The sequence below is a fragment of the Chelativorans sp. M5D2P16 genome, assembly GCF_034427935.1.
Lineage (GTDB): Bacteria > Pseudomonadota > Alphaproteobacteria > Rhizobiales > Rhizobiaceae > Chelativorans.
The window spans coordinates 1-18666 of sequence record NZ_JAXQNM010000024.1 but is presented as its reverse complement, the minus strand read 5'-3'; the positions used below and the strand labels follow the sequence as shown (position 1 = coordinate 18666).

Genomic DNA, 18666 nt, shown 5'->3' with positions numbered 1-18666 from the left:
GGCGGCGATGAAGGCGGCTCCGGCGGCGATGAAGGTGGTTCCGGCGGCGATGAAGGCGACTCCGGCGGCGACGAAGGCGGCTCCGGCGGCGACGAAGGCGGCTCCGGCGGCGACGAAGGCGGCTTCGGCGGCGAAGGCGATTTCGCTGGTGCCATAGGCGGCGCTGAGGGCGGTGAAAGCGGCGAATGAACATTCGCCCGAGAACGCCACCGAGTGTCCTGGGCGACGGCGCTAAAGGCGGGAATTCGAGGTTGCCGTTGCTTGGCCAAACGTAGCCGGATATCAGCCGAGCTGCAGCAAGGGTCTCTGAGGCGCGTGTTCAGCTCCCAATCGGAAGTCCGGCCCGCCGTTGTGACCACGATCATTCAGATCGTGCGTGGCATCGGGGGGCCGTCACGCTTGCCGCCTAAGCGCGCTTTGATTCCGGCGCGGAACCCTCTAAGAACGCGGTGTCGACCTTCTGGACACGCCATCGCATCGAGTTTCCCATGTCCCCGCGCCCGCCTCTCACGCCCCTCGTCGAAAACCTGCCCGCATCGGTGCCCTTTGTCGGGCCGGAGACGCAGGAGCGGGAGCGCGGGCGACCGTTCCGGGCCAGGCTGGGGGCGAACGAGAGCGGTTTCGGTCCCTCCGCGAAGGTCGTGGAGGCGATGCGGGCGGCCGCGCCGGAAATGTGGAAATACGGCGACGCGCAGAACTACGATCTGAAGCAGGCGCTCGCCCGTCTCAACGGCGTCGGGCCGGAGAACATCGTCATCGGCGAGGGAATCGACGGGTTGCTTGGCCTGGTGGTGCGCCAGTACGTGCGCGAAGGCGATCCGGTGGTCACCTCGCTCGGCGCCTATCCGACTTTCAACTACCACGTGGCTGGGTTCGGCGGGCGCTTGGTCTCGGTACCCTACGAGGGCGACCGGGAAAGTCTCGACGGCTTGCTTCAGGCGGTGAAGCGGGAGGATGCGCGGCTTGTCTATCTCTCCAACCCCGACAATCCGATGGGCAGCTGGTGGGACGCCGGCGCGGTCACGCACTTCATCGATGCGCTGCCGGCAACCACGCTGCTGGTGCTCGACGAGGCTTATGGCGAGATGGCGCCCGCCGGCACCCTGCCGCCGCTGGAGGCGGAACGCCCGAACGTCCTGCGCATGCGCACCTTCTCCAAGGCCTACGGCCTGGCGGGGCTGCGCTGCGGCTATGCAATCGGCGCGGCCGAAGCGATCGGGGCCTTCGACAAGGTGCGCAACCATTTCGGCATGACGCGCATGGCGCAGGTCGCCGCCCTTGCCGCGCTCGAGGACACCGACCACCTGCAATGGGTGCTGGGCCAGGTGGAAGACTGCCGGGCACGAATTGCCGCAATCGCCGAAAAGCATGGGCTCTGCCCCCTCCCCTCGGCGACCAATTTCGTGACCATCGATTGCGGGGCAGACGGCGCCTTCGCCATGAACGTGCTGCGGGCGCTCGTCGCGCGCGACGTCTTCGTGCGCAAGCCCATGGCCCCGGGCCTCGACCGCTGCATCCGTGTGAGCGTCGGACCGGAGGCGGAGATTGCCGTTTTCGAGGCCGAACTGGCTGCGGCCCTGGCGGAAGCACGGCGGGGCTAGCCTTTTACGAATCGGATCTCCAGTGCAGCACGGTCTCCATCGGAGCGGCCGCGAGACGCTAGCTCCTCGCGCCGAAGATTTGGACGGCAAGCCGCTCAAGATCCACCGGCGCAAAGGGTTTGCTCAGGCGCGGACGGTCCCGCAGGTGGGGCGGCAGGATGGCGCGATCAAAACCGGTCGTGAAAATGAACGGCACGTGGATAGCGATAAGCCGCTCGGCGACATCGTACGACACGTCCTGACCGAGCTGCACGTCGAGAAGTGCGCCATCGGGCCGTGCGCTCGCCAGGGCATCCAGCGCCCTGTTGCGCGTCCCGACTGTTGTCACGGTCGCCCCCATTTGCGCCATCGCGTCTTCCAACTCCATCGCCACGAAAAATTCATCCTCGACGACGAGAATGCTGAGACCACGAAGTTGGCGGTCGGTCGTCATGGATACCTCATGCTTCAAGCGCGAATTCCACTTTGCAGACGGCGCCGCGCGGGGTGAAGTCGAGACTGCTTGTACCGCCCAGCATATGGCCGACGCTTTGCCTGATGAGGCCGGTTCCGAAACCGTTCCTACCCGGCGGCTCATCGAATGAAACGCCGCTCTCTCGCCATTCGAACGATAACCCGACGTTGCCGTCTTTACGCGCGATGCTCCACGTGACATCCAAGCGGCCTTCGGGTTGCGCAAACGCGCCATATTTCACTGCATTGGTGGCGAGCTCGTGCACAAGCATGGCAAACGCCTGTGTCTCCCGTCGCGACAGCGTGACATTCGGGCCGTCGATCGTCAGCCGACCGTCTTCTTCCCAGCCATGCGCGGCAAGCTCCGAACTGACCAGTTCGTGGAGGTTGACGTAACCGGAACCCTCGCGCAGCAACAGATCCTGCGCACGGGCGAGCGAGTTAAGCCTCTGGAGATAAGTCCCCTCGAACTCCTGCAGCGTGCTGCTGCGGCGCAGGGTCGCCATGGCGATCGACTGCACATTAGCAAGAATGTTCTTCACCCGGTGCTGCAATTCGCCGACCATCACCTTCTGGTCCGCCTCGTGGCGTCGCTTTTCGGTCTCATCCCGGATCGCCAAAAGAATGCGCGGCAGGTGGTCGAGCGCGCGGCCGTTGAGAAGCATGATGCGCCGTCCGATCGTCGGAAAGTCGTGGGTGACTTCGAAGTCGTTGAATTGGCGCTCCTTCGGGAGAACATCCTCCAACCCCATCCGCAGGTCGGGGATGTCCCACTGGCCGTCGCCGATGTCGTAGATCGGCCTGCCCTCGGTTTCCTCCGGCGTGACCTCGAACATATCATAAAAGGACTGGTTGGCGCTTTCCACGCGCAAGTCGGGCTCGAGTACCAGCAGCGCCTCTCGGATGCTGTCAATCAGCTTTTCGGAAAACTCCTTGCTGGCAAGCAGCTCGCTCTCCGTGCGCTCGCGCTCGGTCACATCGGAGATAGCGAGGAAGATGTGCTCCATGTCCGGGTCTCGCCGCAACCGCCGTGCATTCAGGAGCATGACCCGTCTACCGATGGTCTCGAACTCATGTTCAACACGGTAGTCTTCCACAGACTCGTTTTCGCTGAGCACCTTTCCGAGCAGCCGCCGCAGATCGGGGATATCCCACTGCCCGTTCCCAAGATCATGTAGCCGCCGCCCCAACGTCTCGTCCTGTGAGACGTGAAAGTGCGCTAAAAACGAGCGGTTGGCATGAAGAACGGTCAGATCGCGCTCCAGCACGAGAACAGGTTCCCGTATGGTGTCTACGATGGACGTGGCAATCTCGGTCACTGTCGGCTCCTCTACATTAAATGAAACCAGCCGACTTTGGTTCACGGCTGCATGCCACGGCTCCATGCCATTGCACGGATTCATGGCCAGCGCGGCATACCTCCTGAAGGCCAGGAGTGCCCAGGAGCGTGGGTATATCCGGGTTCGGGACGGGATAACGGCGCAGGGGCTGGCACCTGGCTCCATAGCGCCAACCATGGTATCAGCCGATGCGTCTGCCGCAGGTTTGACCCTGAGCTTCCCTGAACGGAGTTTGCTGCTATGCCGTCATCGTCGGCAGCGGCGAGGAGATGTCGACGACCGTTCCCGCCGGATCACGTACGAGCATGCGGCGCTGGCCGTAGAACATGTCCGTCGGCGGCTCGAGGATTTCCGCGTCCATCGCCTTGGCCTGCTCGAAGGCGACCAGCACTTCATCGACGATCAAAGTGAGATAGCCGCCGCCAGCCGGACGGCCTGCGGCCGCCGGAGGGGTTACGTCGCTGGCGCGGGCGATGATGCCCAGTTCCAGCCGCGGCCCTTCGCGCGGAACCAGCACGATATACCAGTGCGCCTCGTAGATGACCTCCATGTCGAGAAGCGTGCGGTAGAAATCGCGCACCACCGGAAGATCGTCGGCGACGATGTTGAACATGGTGCGGCGGATGGTGGTGGCGGGCATGGCGCTGCTCCCTTCTACGGGTGGTTCGATTACGTGCCCGCTGACCCTACAACGTGTCGTCCTCGTCGTCGGGGCCGAAGCGGCGGTTGAGGATGTCCACCAACTCGGCCACCCGGCCCTTGGGCAGCGGACGGAAGTCGTTCACCAGCGCCTCGTCATTGGTGAGCCAGGCATGGGCCTCGGCAAGCTCGCGCTCGTCGGCGCCGGTGGCGGCGATCTCCGCCAGAAGCGCATTGTCCACCGGGCCCAATATGCGCTGCACACCTTCCTTGGTCAGCATGGCGATCCTGTCTCCCCTTCTCATGATGGCTCCTATTCAATGTCTTTGGAACCGGCTGGTTCCCGGAGATGGTGGCAGGACCGCGCGGTTTCAAATTGCATGAATTAAACGGTCGTTCTATTAATTGGGCGGGAGGCAGAAATGGCACGCACTGCGGGTTCCAACGGAGACAAGACTCGGGCCGCCATTACCGAAGCCGCGCTGGAGCTGATCGCCAGGCACGGCTTCGAAGCCATGTCCATGCGCCGGCTGGCAGCGCGAGTGGGCGTTCAGGCAGCTGCCGTCTACCGCTATTTCCCCACCAAGGAAGACCTGCTCTACGCGCTCATGCGCGCACATATGGAAGGGCTGATCGCCTCGTGGGAGGCGGCGCGCGCACGCGCTCCCGCCGACCCGGCGCGGCAGCTCGCCGCCTTTGTGGCCAACCACATCCGCTTTCACGTCACGCGTCGGCTCTCGACACAGGTCAGCAACATGGAGTTGCGCAGCCTGTCGCCCGAAAGGCTCACCCATGTCCTGCGCCTGCGCAACGCCTATGAAAAGGAACTGCGCCAGATCCTGCGCGACGGTGTAGAGGCCGGGCGGTTCCGGATCGACGACACGGCACTGACGGCGATGGCCATCGTCCAGATGATCACCGGCGTCGTCGTCTGGTTCCGCCCCGGCGAGCGCCTTTCCGTCGAGCAAGTCACCGATACCTATCACACCATGACACAGCGCCTCGTCGGCGCGGAAGCCTGATGGGAGGCAAAGGCATGTTCACGCAGACACTCGATTTCGGGCTCGGCGAGGAGATCGAGTCCATGCGCGAAATGGTGCATCGCTTCGCCCAGGAAAAGATCGCGCCGCTAGCAGCCGATATTGACGCGGCCAACGATTTCCCCGCCCATCTGTGGCCGGAAATGGGCCAGCTCGGCCTGTTGGGGATCACGGTCGAGCCGGAATTCGGCGGCGCGGGCATGGGCTATCTCGCCCACGTCGTGGCGATGGAGGAAATCTCCCGCGCGTCGGCCGCCGTCGGCCTCTCCTACGGCGCGCATTCCAATCTCTGTGTGAACCAGATCCGCCGCTGGGGCACGCTGCAGCAGAAGGAGCGCTACCTGCCGTCACTTGTCAGCGGGGAAACGGTCGGCGCACTTGCCATGTCGGAGGCGGGCGCCGGCTCGGACGTGGTGTCGATGCGGCTCAGGGCGGAAAGGAAGAAGGACCGCTACATCCTTAACGGCACCAAGATGTGGATCACGAACGGGCCGGACGCCGGCACGCTGGTCGTCTATGCGAAGACGGATCCGGAAGCGGGGCAGCGCGGCATCACCGCCTTCATCATCGAGCGCGACATGCCGGGCTTCACAATCGCCCAGAAGCTCGACAAGCTCGGCATGCGCGGCTCCAACACGGGCGAATTGGTGTTCGAGGACGTGGACGTGCCGGCCGGGAACGTGCTCGGCGCCGAGGGCCAGGGGATCGAGATCCTGATGTCGGGCCTCGACTACGAGCGCGTGGTGCTCTCGGCGGGCCCGCTCGGGATCATGGCAGCCTGCCTGGACGTCGCCGTGCCCTATGTGCGCGAGCGCAAGCAGTTCGGGCAGCCGGTCGGTGCCTTCCAGCTCGTCCAGGGCAAGCTCGCCGACATGTACACCACGGCAAACGCGGCGCGCGCCTATGTCTACGCCGTGGCTGCCGCCGCCGACCGAGGCGAGACGACGCGCAAGGACGCTGCCGGCTGCATTCTCTTTGCGGCCGAACGCGCCACGCAGATGGCGCTCGACGCCATCCAGCTGCTCGGCGGCAACGGCTATATCAACGAATTTCCGACCGGCCGCCTGCTGCGCGACGCCAAGCTCTACGAGATCGGCGCCGGCACCAGCGAAATCCGCCGCTGGCTGATCGGCCGGGAGATCGTGGCCGCATAAGAGGGACGAACGAACGGTGCGGCGCTGCGTTGACCTGCCAAAGTCAACCACGACAGGAGACGACAGATGCCACTCGATGAGACCCAGAACCGGCTGATCGCGGACAGCACCAGCGACTTTTCCGGCCTCAAGGCGCTGTTCATCAACACGACGCTGAAGCCCACCGCCCGCGCCCCCTCGCACACGGAGAACCTGATGGGCGATTCCATCGACATCATGGAATCCTGCGGCGTTGGGGTCGATTATCTGCGGGCGGCCGACTACGACATCGCCTTCGGCGTCTCGCCCGACATGCGAGAGGAAGGAGCCTTGAGGGATGACTGGCCGGAGAAGATCTGGCCCAAGGTCAAGGCAGCGCACATCCTCGTCCTCGGCACGCCGATCTGGCTGGGCGAGGAGAGCTCCATCTGCCGCGTCATCATCGAGCGGCTCTACGCCCATTCCGGCCAGACCAACGACAGGGACCAGTACGTCTTCTACGGCAAGGCCGGCGGCGCCGTCATCACCGGCAACGAGGATGGCGTCAAGCATGTCGCCAAGACCATCCTCTATTCGCTGCAGCACATCGGCTATCTCGTCCCGCCGCAGGCCGATACGGGCTGGATCGGGGAGGCCGGTCCGGGCCCGTCCTACGGAGACCGAATGGAAGATGGCAGCCATGTGGGCTATGACAGCACCTACACCAAGCGGACACTGACCTTCATGAGCTTCAACCTGATGCACCTGGCCAAGATGATGCACGACAATGGCGGCGTTCCCACCCACGGCAACCAGGTCTCGGCCTGGCAATGACGGTCCTGCGCTCCCAGATATCCCCCGCCTCCGAGGCCTACCGGGCAAACGAGGCGCGCATGAAAGCGCTGGTGGCCGATATGGCCGAGAAAGCCGCAACGATCGAACTGGGCGGCTCGGAAGGGGCGCGGGCGCGCCATACCGGGCGCGGCAAGCTGTTGCCGCGCGAGCGACTTTATAATCTTCTGGACGTGGGCGCGCCGTTTCTGGAGATCGGCCAGTTCGCGGCCTGGGACATGTATGGCGGCGACATCGCCTCGGCGGGGCTGATCGCCGGCGTCGGCCGCGTCGAGGGACGCGAGGTGATGATCGTCGTCAACGACGCCACGGTGAAGGGCGGCACCTATTATCCGCTGACGGTGAAGAAGCACCTGCGGGCCCAGGAGATCGCGCTCGAAAACAACCTGCCCTGCATCTACCTGGTCGATTCGGGCGGCGCGAACCTGCCCAACCAGGACGAGGTGTTTCCCGACCGCGAGCATTTCGGCCGCATCTTCTACAACCAGGCCAACATGTCGGCTCGGCGGATCCCGCAGATCGCCTGCGTGATGGGCTCGTGCACGGCGGGCGGCGCCTATGTGCCGGCGATGAGTGACGAGACGGTGATGGTGAAGGACAATGCCACCATCTTTCTCGGCGGCCCGCCGCTGGTGAAGGCGGCAACCGGCGAGGTGGTAACGGCCCAGGAACTCGGCGGCGCGGAGGTGCACACGCGCGAATCGGGCGTGGCCGACCACTACGCCCTCAATGACGAACATGCGCTCGCCATCGTCCGCCGGATCGTCAAAAACCTGAATCGCAAGAAGACCTTCCCCCTCGATCTTGAGAAACCGATTCCGCCTCTTTACGACCCGCGCGAGATCTACGGCATTATCCCCGCCGACGTCCGCCAGCCTTACGACGTGCGCGAGGTGATCGCCCGGCTGGTCGACGGCTCGGAATTCGACGAGTTCAAGCAGAACTACGGCGCCACCCTCATCACCGGCTTCGCCCGGCTCCACGGCATCCCCGTCGGCATCATCGCCAACAACGGCGTGCTCTTCTCCGAATCCGCGCTCAAGGGCGCCCACTTCATCGAGCTGTGCTGTCAGCGCGGCATTCCGCTCGTCTTCCTACAGAACATCACCGGCTTCATGGTGGGCAGGAAATACGAGGCCGGCGGCATCGCCCGCGACGGCGCAAAGCTCGTCACCGCCGTCGCCACCGCCAAGGTTCCCAAGGTCACCGCCATCATCGGCGGCTCCTTCGGCGCCGGCAATTACGGCATGTGCGGCCGCGCCTTCTCGCCGCGTTTCTTATGGATGTGGCCAAACGCACGTATCTCCGTCATGGGTGGCGAGCAGGCCGCGACGGTGCTTTCGATCGTCAAGCGCGAGGGCATCGAGCGCGATGGCGGCACGTGGACGGAAGCGGCGGAAGAGGCGTTCAAGAAGCCGATCCTCGAAAAATACGAGCGCGAGGGCCACCCGCTCTACGCCTCCGCCCGCCTCTGGGACGACGGCATCATCGATCCGGCCAGGACGCGGGAAACATTGGCCCTTTCACTTTCCGCCGCACTCAATGCGCCGATCGAAGATACGAAATTCGGTGTGTTCCGGATGTGAGGCGGATCAAGTCCACGCGATGTAAGTCGTGTTGAGGATGTCGTACGAGCTGTTACAGTCGCTTGCCTGGGGTTTACGCGAGGGGAAAGCCGATGATGCGGAAAGACTTCGTTGCAACCGATCACGGGAAGATCTCCTGTACGCAGTCGCAGACAACAGGGCCGGCAATCCTCTTCATCCACGGCAACTCGAGTTGCAAGGAAGTGTTCGCCAACCAGTTTGCCGATCCGGCGCTTGCCCATTGGCGTCTGGTGGCGATCGATCTGCCCGGTCATGGCGAATCGGAAGACGCCTCCGATCCCGAAGCCACTTATCATTTCGCGGGCTATGCAGAGATGGCCGAGCAGGTCATCGAAGCGCTCCAACTCGGAACACCGCTTGTCTTCGGCTGGTCTCTCGGTGGCCATATCGGCCTCGAGATGGTCGGGCGTGGGACACCGTTGAAGGGTTTGATGATCAGCGGGACCCCACCGGTGAAGCCCGAACCCGAATGCCTGATGGCCGCCTTCAACTCCGACTCGCAGGCGTCGGCCCTCACCGGAAAACGCAACTTCACAGGCGAGGACGTGGCGATCTACGCCGCACACACCGCGAGTGCCGATGGTGTCGTCGACCCGCATTTTCTCGCCATGTGCCGGCGCACGGACGGGCGCGCACGCGAGATCATGCTCGGCTCGGCTGTCGCGGGCAAAGTGCTCGATGAACGCGCGATCGTCGCATCCATGACGATCCCCCTGGCCATCGTCAACGGCGCCGACGACCCCTTCATCAGACCGGAGTATCTTGAGGGACTCACCTATGGCTCGCTCTGGAAGCGCGGCGTCGTGCGCATCGAGGGGGCCGCTCACGCGCCTTTCCTGCAACGCCCGGACGTCTTCAATCGGCTGCTGGCGGCGTTCCTCGAGAAGGCCGCAGCCCCGGCCTGAAGACCCCCCAGCCGTTGTCCGGCCGCAAGGCTTGCGTTATTGTTTTCCATTATGTCGGTGACCAACCGTCTCAAGGCCGTCACGGGCGGTATCACGCAAGTCGAGGCAGACGCGGTCGTCAACGCTGCCAACAGATCTCTTCTGGGCGGCGGCGGGGTGGACGGCGCGATTCACCGCGCGGCCGGACCGGAGCTCCTGGAAGAGTGCCGTCGGCTCGGCGGCTGCGAGACGGGCGACGCCAAGATCACCAAAGCCTACCGCCTCCCCGCCCGCCAAGTCATCCACACGGTAGGTCCGGTCTGGCACGGCGGGGACAAGGGCGAGGCGGATCTGCTTGCTTCCTGCTACCGCCGCGCGCTGGAGCTCGCCCGCGACCACGGCTGCAAGTCAGTCGCCTTTCCGGCCATCTCCACCGGCGTATACGGCTATCCGAAGGAGGAGGCGGCGCGGATCGCGGTGCGGACGGCGGCGGCTTTTCTGGAGGGAAATGCATTGCCGGAGAAGGTTGTCTTCATGGGCTTCGACGAGGAGACGACGATGGCCTATGAGCGGGAGCTGGAGGCATTGCAATAGCCACGGGTGGCCGGACGGGAGGGCTTGCATGCTGCCAATCCGGCGTATCCGCGAGCATCCGGATAAGGAATGCCGCCCCCCTCAATCAGACACGCCCCACCAGTGAAGCGTGTTTTTCAGGTGAAGGCGGATGCGTTCCGCCGCGGCGTCCGGATCGCGGGCTTCCAGCGCCGCTATGATCGCTAGATGCTCTTCCATCGCCGAGACGATGCGGGGTGGCAGGAACGCCCTCGAGTTCTGGATGATCGCGATGCGATTGCGGTTTTCTTCATAAAGTTGTTTTTCGAGCCACGTATCGAGACCTGCCGACAAGGCGTCATGCAGCGACAGATCGATCCGGATGGCCTGCCGCGGCAGGTCCGGCGTCATCGCCCGCTGCGCTTTCTCCAGCATATCTTCATGTGCGGCGCGCAAGGCCGCAAGCGGCATATCCGCACCGCTCCCGATCAACCGCCTTGCGCCCTCCACATCGAACAACGCGCGCAGGGTCAGACAGGCACGGGTCGTCTCCGGTCCCGCATCCATGATCGTGACGCCGCGCTTGGGGATGACGGTCAGGAGGCCGCAGGCGCCGGCCCGTTTCACCGCCTCGCGCACCGCCGCGAGCGGGAAACCCAGCATCTCGACAAGCTCGGGAACCGTGACAAAGGCGCCGCTCGACAATTCGCCGTCGCGCAGCCTGTCGAGCAGTGCCTGATAGGCTCTCTGGGCCAGAAGGTCCGGTGAAGCCTTCCCGGTGTTGCCGCCAGGGCCGCTATTTTCGCGTTTTTCAGTAAGGTGTTTCATGCGCTGCACACGTTCTGCCGGTGTAGGATGCTGTGTAACCTTTTAGAAAAAATGTCACAAGAAATGCCTGTCTCCGGTTCAACTCCATGGCCGTCGGCGGTTTCCAGAGGTTCGATAATGGGAGAACGACATGGCAAATTCAGCCAACAAGCACGTCCATGACGGCGCGCTCTACAATGCCGATCTGGCTCCGCTCCCGCCGGAGAAGCGCAAATGGGGCGCGTTCGAGATATTCAATGTGTGGAACAACGACATACAGAGCCTGTTCGGCTATTCGCTGGCGGCTTCGCTCTTCATCACCTACGGGCTGAACGGTTGGGCGGTCTTCGCGGCAATCGTCATTGCCGGATTTTTCGTGATGTTCCTGGTCAACCTCACCGGCAAGCCGTCGGTGAAACACGGGATCCCCTACCCGGTCATGGCGCGGGTCAGCATGGGGGTCTACGGCGCGCGCTTTCCGGCCCTGGTTCGCGGCATTGTCGCGATTTTCTGGTACGGCGTGCAGACCTATTTCGCCTCGACGGCGGTGGCGCTCTTGTTGAACACCTCTTTCGGCATCGAGGGCGGGGCTGAATTCCTCGGCATGACCGCCGTCGGCTGGCTCTCCTACCTCATCGTCTGCGTGTTCCAGGTCGTGCTTTTCATGCGTGGCATCGATTGGGTGGGGAAGTTCCTGAACTGGGCCGGCCCCATGGTCTACGTCGTCATGATCGCGCTTTGCATCGTAATCTGGTGGAAGGCCGGCAACGGCATCTTCAGTGCTCTGGGCGCCATCTTCGAGGGCAGTGAAGCATCCGATCCGCGCGGGCCGGTTGCGGCATTTTTCGCGATCGTGGGAACGATGATCGCCTACTTCGCCGCGGTCGTGATCAACTTCGGCGACTTCTCGCGTTTCGTCAAAACCGAATCGGCCATGAAGGCGGGCAATTTCTGGGGCCTGCCGGTCTCCATGGCCTTCTTCTCCTTCATCGCCCTCTTCGTGACGGCCGGCACCGTGGTGCTGTTCGGCGAGAAGCTGGTCAATCCGGCCGATATCGTCGACCGCGTCGACAATGTTGTGCTGACGCTGGTCGCGGCGATAACCTTCTTCGCGGCGACCGTCGGCATCAACCTCGTCGCCAATTTCATTCCTCCGGCCTACGACATCGCCAACCTCAATCCGGAAAAGATTTCCGCCAAAATGGGCGGTGTCATCACGGCCGTCGTCGCCTTCTTCATCGGAGCGCTCTGGATGCCCGTGATCTCCAACATCGGCATCACCGGCTTCGTCGACACGCTCGGGGCCTTCCTTGCCCCGCTTTACGGCATTCTCGTCGCCGACTACTACATCGTCCGGCGCGGGAAGGTGTCGGTGGACGATCTGTACTCATCCGACCCGTCGGGACCCTATTTCTACGGTAATGGCTGGAACCAGAAGGCCCTGGCCGCCTTCGCCCTCGCCGCCGTCTTCTCGGTGGCCACCGTCTGGGCCCCCGTTCTGTCGCAACTGTCCGGTTATGGCTGGGTGATCGGCGCGATCCTCGGCGGCGTGCTGCATATCGGCCTGATGAACAACAGGGTGCCGAGCCCGAAGACGGCTTGATATCGGATAGACTGCCCTGCGAATTGGCCGGCTCACGCCGGCCATTTTTTTGCGCCGAAGACGACAATCACGGCTTGGCGGGAGCAGCCTCGCCTGTTGCCGCTGGCGGGAGACCTCCATTCACCAGCCCCAGCACCAGCCGGTGCACGTTGCCGCCCTCGCTCATCTCGACCCGGTCGAATTCGCGGCTGCGCTGCTTGAGCTCGGCGGCGAGCGGCACGAGGCGGCGTTGGAGTTCGGCGCGGGTTTTCGTGCAGTCGGGGTCGTCGGCGACCGTGAGGCCGACGGAAACGGCTTCGATCTTCTTCACCACGTCGAGAATGATGTCTCCGTGCACGCGCTCGTGTTTCTCAACTCCCTCGATGAAGTTCTGCCACAGCCGACGGGTTGCGGGCGGCAGATCGTTGGAGGGCTGCGGCAGGCGGTAGGTGATGAGGAGGTTGGGCGTGGCCGCAGCAAGCACACAGCCGCCGGCCTGCGGCCGGTAATCGCGCCGCCAGGTGAGCTTGTAATCGGTGTATGCTATGGCGCGGCCGATGCCGACCTTGGGGCCGTTCTTGCCGATCGATTCGTAGAGCGCGATGCCGGTCTTGCCGGTGATGGGATAGGTTTCGATCCTTTCCACCGGCGCCCACTCCTCCTGTGCCAGAGCGGCAAGCGGCAGGAGACAGGTGATGGCCGTCAAGATCCGCAATCCCGTCCGCATCGCCCTCTCCTCGCGCGGCTTCCGTTCCAGAAGCCCGCGAACTGACGATCAAATCGGCGGCAGGTCAAGCTTGACGCGTTCTTTGCGGGGCCACCTCCCCGGGCGGGGCGGCGCGCAAAACGACAAAAGCCCCTTCCCTCCCCGGGGGGAAAGAAGGGGCACCCCTCTCCGCCCAGGCTCTAGATCAGTTCACCGCTTCACCGAAGCGGTGAACTGATATAACCATTTGATTCCACACAATTCCGGACGGAAAACCGGCTTCCACTTTTCCTGGAATCGCTCTAGAACTTGCCGACAACGTTCAGGAACGGCCCGCGGTCGTCGAGGGTGAGGTCGCGCAGGTCGTCGGAGAAGCGGCCGAAATTGTAGCCGGCGCCGACCTTGAAGTTGTTGCCGACGTGGCGGTAGAGCGCGGCCAGGAAGCCGAAATCGGCGGTCTTGATCTCCGGCGTGTAGAAGGCGCGGCCTTCCAGAAGCGCATCCCAGTTCTTCACAATGTGAAGATCGGTGCGGATCACGCCGAGATGGGCGATCGAATCCTGCCAGGCCGCCTCCTCCTCGTCGAGGTTGTCGCGATAGCGGATCTGGCCGATGCGGGCGCCGTATTTGCCGCCGATCGACAGCCACGGCAGGATGTCGTAGGTCACGTCGGCGGAAACGATATGGCTGCGCTGCAGCGGGCCGGCGGTGGTGCCGGTGGCCGAGGCGATCTGGTCGTGACCCGGCAGGTCGTAGAGGAAGGTGTAGCGCAGGAGCGCGTTCAGCCGATCCTCGTAGGCCGGCCGATAGGCATAGCCCACCGAGGCCTCCACATAGTCGCCGTCATAGAAGGTGCCGCCATCGGAGTCGGAGATCACCGCATCGACATTGGCCAGAAGCCGGCCGCTTTCGTCGTGCTGCCAACTGCCGCCGGTGGATAGCAGATAGGTGTTGCGGTTGCGCGTCTCATCGTCGGAGCGCTCGAAGCGCGCCTCGCCGCGGATGCGCGCCTTCAGCCCGAGCTCTTCGTCATTGTAGCCGAGCGCCAGCGAGCCGGCATAGCGGTCGAAGTCGGCATACTGCTTTCCGGTGCCGGCATTGATGCGGTCGTCCATCACCCGGCCGACCTCGAGACCGCCGTCGACGGTCCACATGGCGTCGGGGGTGTAGACCACGCCGTAGGTCTGGGCGAGCGATCGGCGGCGGCCGAACAGGTCGTAGTTGTTCTCGGCATAGGCGGACGCCAAGTCGCCGAGGCGCTTGCGCACACCGCCGACGACGGTGCCGCGGTCGATGCCCTCCAGCGCATCGCTGCGGTCGAGGCTGAAGGCGCGGTCCGGATCGAGCCGGTAGCCGATATAGTAGTGGTCCTCGACGGTCGGCTCATAGGTGATGGTGGCCAACCCGCCGATGCCGCGGGTACCGTAGGAGATCTCGCCTTCGGCGCCCACTTTCTCCGTCAGCTGTACCTGCGCCCCCAGGCCGACACGGTCGTTCTTCTCGAGATGTCGTTCTCGCCCGTGTCGGCGGCGGCGGTCAGCAGATATTTCCCCTTGATCCTGCCCTTGAGATAGAAGGCGAGCTGGCCCTTCTTATAGACCTCGTCATATTCGCCCGGGCGGACAGCCTCGATGCCGTCGTCTCCGCTGCGCTTGCCGATCGTGAAGTCGGCGAGCGCGACGTAGAACCATTCGTTGGTGGGAATGTAGATATCTCGGTCGAAGTAGAGCCCGCCACCCTTCATCGGCCCGGTCACCGAGACGTCGACGACGTGATCGCCGGGCGGCAGGATGCGCTGGGTGAGGAAGCTTCCGTCGGCATCGACCGGAATCGGCTCGTTGAAGGCGCTGATGCCGTACCCCTCCGGCACATTGCGGCCATAGACGGTGACCGCCCCGCCGTGCACGGGAATGTTGCGGGTGGCGGTGCGGTCCTCGGCCATTCCGGGGGCGATCGCATCGCCGGAATCGTGTTGCAGAGGCGTCACCGTGCGCGTCAGCGTCAGGGGATGCGTCTCGTCGAACCGGCCCTCCTCGTCATAGACGCGCAGGACGTAGGCGTACTCGCCCGCACCGGCGGCCGGCATGACCCAGTCGGTCACGCCGTTCACATAGGCGGGGATGATGTCGATCGGCTTGCGCGAAGGGTTTTCTCCGGCGCGGAAGATGCGGATCTCGGCGCCGGTAATAAAGGCCGGATAATTGGCGGTGGCCAAAAAGGTTATGGGTTCGCCCGCCGTATAGGCCCGGTTCACCGGCACGGTGGAGACGTTCAGCAGCGGCTCCTGGTTGAGGCCGTCGAATTTGAGCTGAATGTCCACCGCGCTGAGATCGACATCGGTCTTGCGCTGCGCCTCGACATGGGTGGCGCCGGGCTCGACGCCGAAGACCTCCCCGCCCTGGATCTCGCCGAACTCGTCGACCACCTGGCCGTCGACGCTGATCCTGAAGGGGATGGCGGTCTGGTCGGCAAGGCTCTCCTGTTCGAGATTGGGCTCGATCGCCAGCCGCCCCGTGGCGCTGTTGTCGAGCACTTTTCCGCGCATGAGCGGCGGACACTCCTCCGGACCGCATTCCTCGGCCAACACAGGATCGACGGTGGGCGGTTCGTCCACGAACCAATCAGCGGCGATGCCCGGTCGGCTCATCAACACGACGGCCGCAAGCGCGCTCGTGGCCAAGAGAAGTTGTTGTCTGCGTGCGTGGGTCATCGTGAAATACCTGTCATTCCTGGTCATGGCGGTGGTCGGCTTCATTTTTCGGTCTCAATTCTGGTTTCAATTTCGAGGCGGTATCATGCGGGGGTTGTTTTCCAGAGTTCGGTGAGGGCGCGGCGGACGGTTCGGGTGCGGTCCCTGGCGAGGCGGCTGTCGGCGGCGGCGTCGATGTAGGCGAGGCGCAGCACCGAGGGCTCGGCTTCCAGGAGGTCGATGAGGGTGAGGAGCTGGCCGTGCCATTCGGGCTTGAGTTCCACCGTGCCGGGCAGGAAGGCGGCGTCGGAAAGGTCGAGCCGGACGACGCGGCCGATGGCGGCGCCGAAGTTGAGGCGCGAGGCCTTGCCGGCGGTCAGCCGCACCGTGCGCGGGTTCTCCGTCGTTAGCCGGTAGCCGGTGGGCAGCGTGCGCGGGTCGAGCTTCATGATGAAGGTGGAGCCGATGCGCTGATCGGGCAGGTCGGCGCAGGCGACGTGGAAGCGGCCGTGCTTGTCGGTGGTGATGCGCAGGCCCTTGACCGTCGTCACCCTGACCCCCGGCAGGCCCGGCTCGCCGGCGTCCTGGTAGCCGTTGCGGTTCAGATCGTCGAACACCTTGCCGATGAGGTCGCCGCAGTCGAACACCGGCTCGGGGACGATCTCGACCTCGGCCCGCGCCTCCTTCGAGAGGAGCCGGCCGTCGGCACCGACGACGCGCGCCCGGTTGACGTACTTGCCCGGCTGGGCAGCGCCCGACGGCATCAGCGACAGGGTGATGACCGTCTCCTGGTCGGTGATCGTCAGGCCGGTAAAGGAGAGCGTCCGGCCCTCGACCGCGGGCTCGACGGCGCGGCCGTCGAGGCGCGCCGTACCCTCCACATAGGAGAAGCCGGCCGGCATGATGTCGATCACCCTGCCGGTCACGGGATCGTCCGTGGTCGAGGCGACGGTGATGGTGTAGGGCACGCGCTCGCCGCGGCGTATCTCGGTCAGCGCCGCCACCTTGGTGATGGCGGCGCCGGGCAGCGACAGCCCGCCGGAGGTGCCGGGCGCCGGCTCCGAAGGCGGCGAGGTGATCTTCTCGCCGTCCGGCGTGGTGCCGGTGGCCGTGGCCGTGTTGGTGACGCCGTTCCTGACGCCGACGGCGTGGTCGATGTCGGCCTGGGTGAGCGTGTAGGCGGCGGTGAAGTCCTGCGTGTCCTTCGGCGCCAGGGTGACCGGCCCCGGCGTGAAGGCCGACAGGGTGCCGGTGCCGGGCTTGCCGTCGAAGCGCGGGCCCTCGTCGTGGGGCGCAACGTCGTGGAGCGTCACGTTGCCCGTGTTGGTGACGGTGACGGTGTAGAGGAGCCGGTCGCCGGGATCGGCCGCACCGTTGCCGTCGACGTCCTCGAACACGCCGCCCTTGACCGTCGACAGCGCCCCCTTGCGCGGCAGGTCCACCGCCACCGGGTCGTCGGGAATGTCGTCGCCGTTCAGGTCGACATCGGCGGCCTCGCCCGGATCGTCCGACAGGTCCTCGACCGTGCTGCCGTCGGGGGCGCCGCCGCCGGCGCGCACCTGCGCCAGCGCCAGGCCGGCGTCGATGTCGGCCTGGGTGAGCGTGTGGGTGGCGGAAAGGGTCGCCGTTTCGTCGGCGGGCAGGCTGGCGAGGGGGCTGCCGTCGACGGCGAGCGTCAGGATGCTGGCCGGCACGCCCGGATCGGGCGCGGCCACGCCGGCGACATCGACATTGGTGAGCGTCACATTGCCTTCGTTGTAGACGGTGACCGTGTAGGCGACCGTCTCGCCCGCCTCGGCAAGGCCGTCGTCGTCGGCGTCGTCGAAGGCGCCCGTCATCTCCAGCCGCACGGCAGGCTTCTGCTGGAACGCGATCACCGTCGGGCCGGTGCCGCCCTCGCCGTGCGAGTCGGCCATCACCGTCGTGCCGTCGGGGGCGGTGCCGTGCACCGTGGCGGTGTTCTCGAAATGCCCGCGGTCGATATCGGCGGGCGTGATCGTGTAGGTGGCGGTGAAGGTGGTTTCGTCGCGCTCCTGCGCTTCCAGGCTCGCCAGCGGCCCGCCCGAAACGTCCGCCTTGTCGTCGTCGATGGTGATGCCGGTGAGCGTCACATTGCCGGTGTTGGTGACGGTGAAGGCATAGGTGAGGGTCTCGCCGACATCGGCGTAGCCGTTGTCGTTGGTGTCCGCGAGTTCCACGGTCTTGACGAGGTCCAGCTCCGGCTGCTGGTCGAGCACCAGCCGCGTCGGGTCGTCGGGGTAATGGTCGCCGTCCTGATCCTGGTCGGTCGGGTCGGCCGGGTCGTCCGACAGCGCCGCGACCCGCGTGCCGCGCGGCGAGACGGCGGTGGCGGTGGCCTGGTTGACCACCTCCCCGGCGTCGATGTCGGCCTGGGTGACCGTGTAGCTGGCGCTGAAGGTGGTGCTGTCGGTCGCCCCCGGCGCCAGGCTGGCCAGCGGCCCGCCCTGGACGGTGGCCCTGTCGTCGCTGACGGTCAGGTTCGACAGCGTCACATTGCCCGTGTTCTCGATCGTGAAGGCGTAGTCGATCGTCTCGCCGACATCGGCAAAGCCGTCGCCGTCGCCGTTGAGCGTGGCTTCCTTGAGGAAGTCGGCGGCGATATCCTGCGCAAAGACCACCACCGTCGGATCGTCCGGCTCCCCGTCCCCTTCCGAATCCACATCCGCCGCCTCGTTCGGATCGTCCGAAAGATCGGTGAGCGTACCGCTGGAAGCCTGCGCATGCGCCGTCGCCTGGTTCTCCAGCCGGCCCGAATCAATGTCAGCCTGCGTCAGCGTGTAG

18 protein-coding genes are annotated in these 18666 nt (G+C 64.9%); 8 read left to right on the top strand and 10 right to left on the bottom strand.

Annotated features, from left to right (window positions below; all coding sequences use genetic code 11):
• On the bottom strand, window positions 1-210 hold a 210-nt coding region (locus tag SIN08_RS11160), incomplete at its 3' end, for a hypothetical protein (protein WP_322451656.1).
• 278 nt (window positions 211-488) lie between these two features.
• On the opposite strand from SIN08_RS11160, the gene SIN08_RS11155 reads away from it, so the two are divergent.
• On the top strand, window positions 489-1601 hold the full coding sequence (locus SIN08_RS11155; protein WP_322451655.1) for a pyridoxal phosphate-dependent aminotransferase: 1113 nt from the start codon (window positions 489-491) through the stop codon (window positions 1599-1601).
• A gap of 58 nt (window positions 1602-1659) precedes the next feature.
• Here SIN08_RS11155 and SIN08_RS11150 read toward each other — a convergent pair whose 3' ends face one another.
• The 4 genes from SIN08_RS11150 to SIN08_RS11135 form a co-directional block, all read right to left on the bottom strand.
• Entirely contained in the window at window positions 1660-2034 is a 375-nt protein-coding gene (locus tag SIN08_RS11150) for a response regulator (RefSeq protein WP_322451654.1), read from the bottom strand.
• Window positions 2035-2041: 7 nt separating this feature from the next.
• Window positions 2042-3373: a sensor histidine kinase gene (locus SIN08_RS11145; RefSeq protein WP_322451653.1), complete on the bottom strand. Its 1332-nt coding sequence runs from the start codon at window positions 3371-3373 to the stop codon at window positions 2042-2044.
• 259 nt (window positions 3374-3632) lie between these two features.
• Window positions 3633-4034 (bottom strand): VOC family protein, encoded by a 402-nt coding sequence (locus SIN08_RS11140; RefSeq protein WP_322451652.1) that lies wholly within the window; start codon window positions 4032-4034, stop codon window positions 3633-3635.
• A gap of 46 nt (window positions 4035-4080) precedes the next feature.
• Window positions 4081-4338, bottom strand: coding sequence for a hypothetical protein (locus SIN08_RS11135; RefSeq protein WP_322451651.1), 258 nt, complete (start codon window positions 4336-4338; stop codon window positions 4081-4083).
• Between the two features lie 117 nt (window positions 4339-4455).
• On the opposite strand from SIN08_RS11135, the gene SIN08_RS11130 reads away from it, so the two are divergent.
• From SIN08_RS11130 to SIN08_RS11105, 6 genes are all read left to right on the top strand, one after another.
• A complete protein-coding gene (locus SIN08_RS11130; RefSeq protein ID WP_322451650.1) occupies window positions 4456-5055 on the top strand; it encodes a TetR/AcrR family transcriptional regulator in 600 nt (199 codons plus the stop codon).
• A gap of 14 nt (window positions 5056-5069) precedes the next feature.
• The gene (locus tag SIN08_RS11125; protein WP_322451649.1) at window positions 5070-6227 is read left to right on the top strand and encodes an isovaleryl-CoA dehydrogenase; all 1158 of its coding nucleotides are present in this window, start codon (window positions 5070-5072) and stop codon (window positions 6225-6227) included.
• A 66-nt stretch (window positions 6228-6293) separates the two neighbouring features.
• The gene (locus tag SIN08_RS11120; RefSeq protein WP_322451648.1) at window positions 6294-7019 is read left to right on the top strand and encodes a flavodoxin family protein; all 726 of its coding nucleotides are present in this window, start codon (window positions 6294-6296) and stop codon (window positions 7017-7019) included.
• Entirely contained in the window at window positions 7016-8623 is a 1608-nt protein-coding gene (locus SIN08_RS11115; protein ID WP_322451647.1) for a carboxyl transferase domain-containing protein, read from the top strand. Before SIN08_RS11120 ends, SIN08_RS11115 begins: the two co-directional genes overlap by 4 nt.
• 92 nt (window positions 8624-8715) lie before the next feature.
• Window positions 8716-9549 (top strand): alpha/beta hydrolase, encoded by an 834-nt coding sequence (locus SIN08_RS11110; protein ID WP_322451646.1) that lies wholly within the window; start codon window positions 8716-8718, stop codon window positions 9547-9549.
• A 51-nt stretch (window positions 9550-9600) separates the two neighbouring features.
• Window positions 9601-10122 (top strand): O-acetyl-ADP-ribose deacetylase, encoded by a 522-nt coding sequence (locus SIN08_RS11105; protein WP_322451682.1) that lies wholly within the window; start codon window positions 9601-9603, stop codon window positions 10120-10122.
• A gap of 81 nt (window positions 10123-10203) precedes the next feature.
• Here SIN08_RS11105 and SIN08_RS11100 read toward each other — a convergent pair whose 3' ends face one another.
• Window positions 10204-10908: a GntR family transcriptional regulator gene (locus SIN08_RS11100; RefSeq protein ID WP_322451645.1), complete on the bottom strand. Its 705-nt coding sequence runs from the start codon at window positions 10906-10908 to the stop codon at window positions 10204-10206.
• 130 nt (window positions 10909-11038) lie between these two features.
• Here SIN08_RS11100 and SIN08_RS11095 point away from each other — a divergent pair, with 130 nt between their 5' ends.
• The gene (locus SIN08_RS11095; RefSeq protein WP_322451644.1) at window positions 11039-12490 is read left to right on the top strand and encodes an NCS1 family nucleobase:cation symporter-1; all 1452 of its coding nucleotides are present in this window, start codon (window positions 11039-11041) and stop codon (window positions 12488-12490) included.
• A 67-nt stretch (window positions 12491-12557) separates the two neighbouring features.
• On the opposite strand, the gene SIN08_RS11090 is transcribed toward SIN08_RS11095, so the two are convergent.
• The 4 genes from SIN08_RS11090 to SIN08_RS11075 all read right to left on the bottom strand — a co-directional run.
• Window positions 12558-13196, bottom strand: a complete 639-nt coding sequence (locus SIN08_RS11090) for a DUF922 domain-containing Zn-dependent protease (protein ID WP_322451643.1) — start codon at window positions 13194-13196, stop codon at window positions 12558-12560.
• 281 nt (window positions 13197-13477) lie between these two features.
• Window positions 13478-14626: a hypothetical protein gene (locus tag SIN08_RS11085; protein ID WP_322451642.1), complete on the bottom strand. Its 1149-nt coding sequence runs from the start codon at window positions 14624-14626 to the stop codon at window positions 13478-13480.
• An 8-nt stretch (window positions 14627-14634) separates the two neighbouring features.
• Window positions 14635-15930: a hypothetical protein gene (locus SIN08_RS11080; protein ID WP_322451641.1), complete on the bottom strand. Its 1296-nt coding sequence runs from the start codon at window positions 15928-15930 to the stop codon at window positions 14635-14637.
• Window positions 15931-15968: 38 nt separating this feature from the next.
• On the bottom strand, window positions 15969-18666 hold a 2698-nt coding region (locus tag SIN08_RS11075), incomplete at its 5' end, for a hypothetical protein (RefSeq protein WP_322451640.1).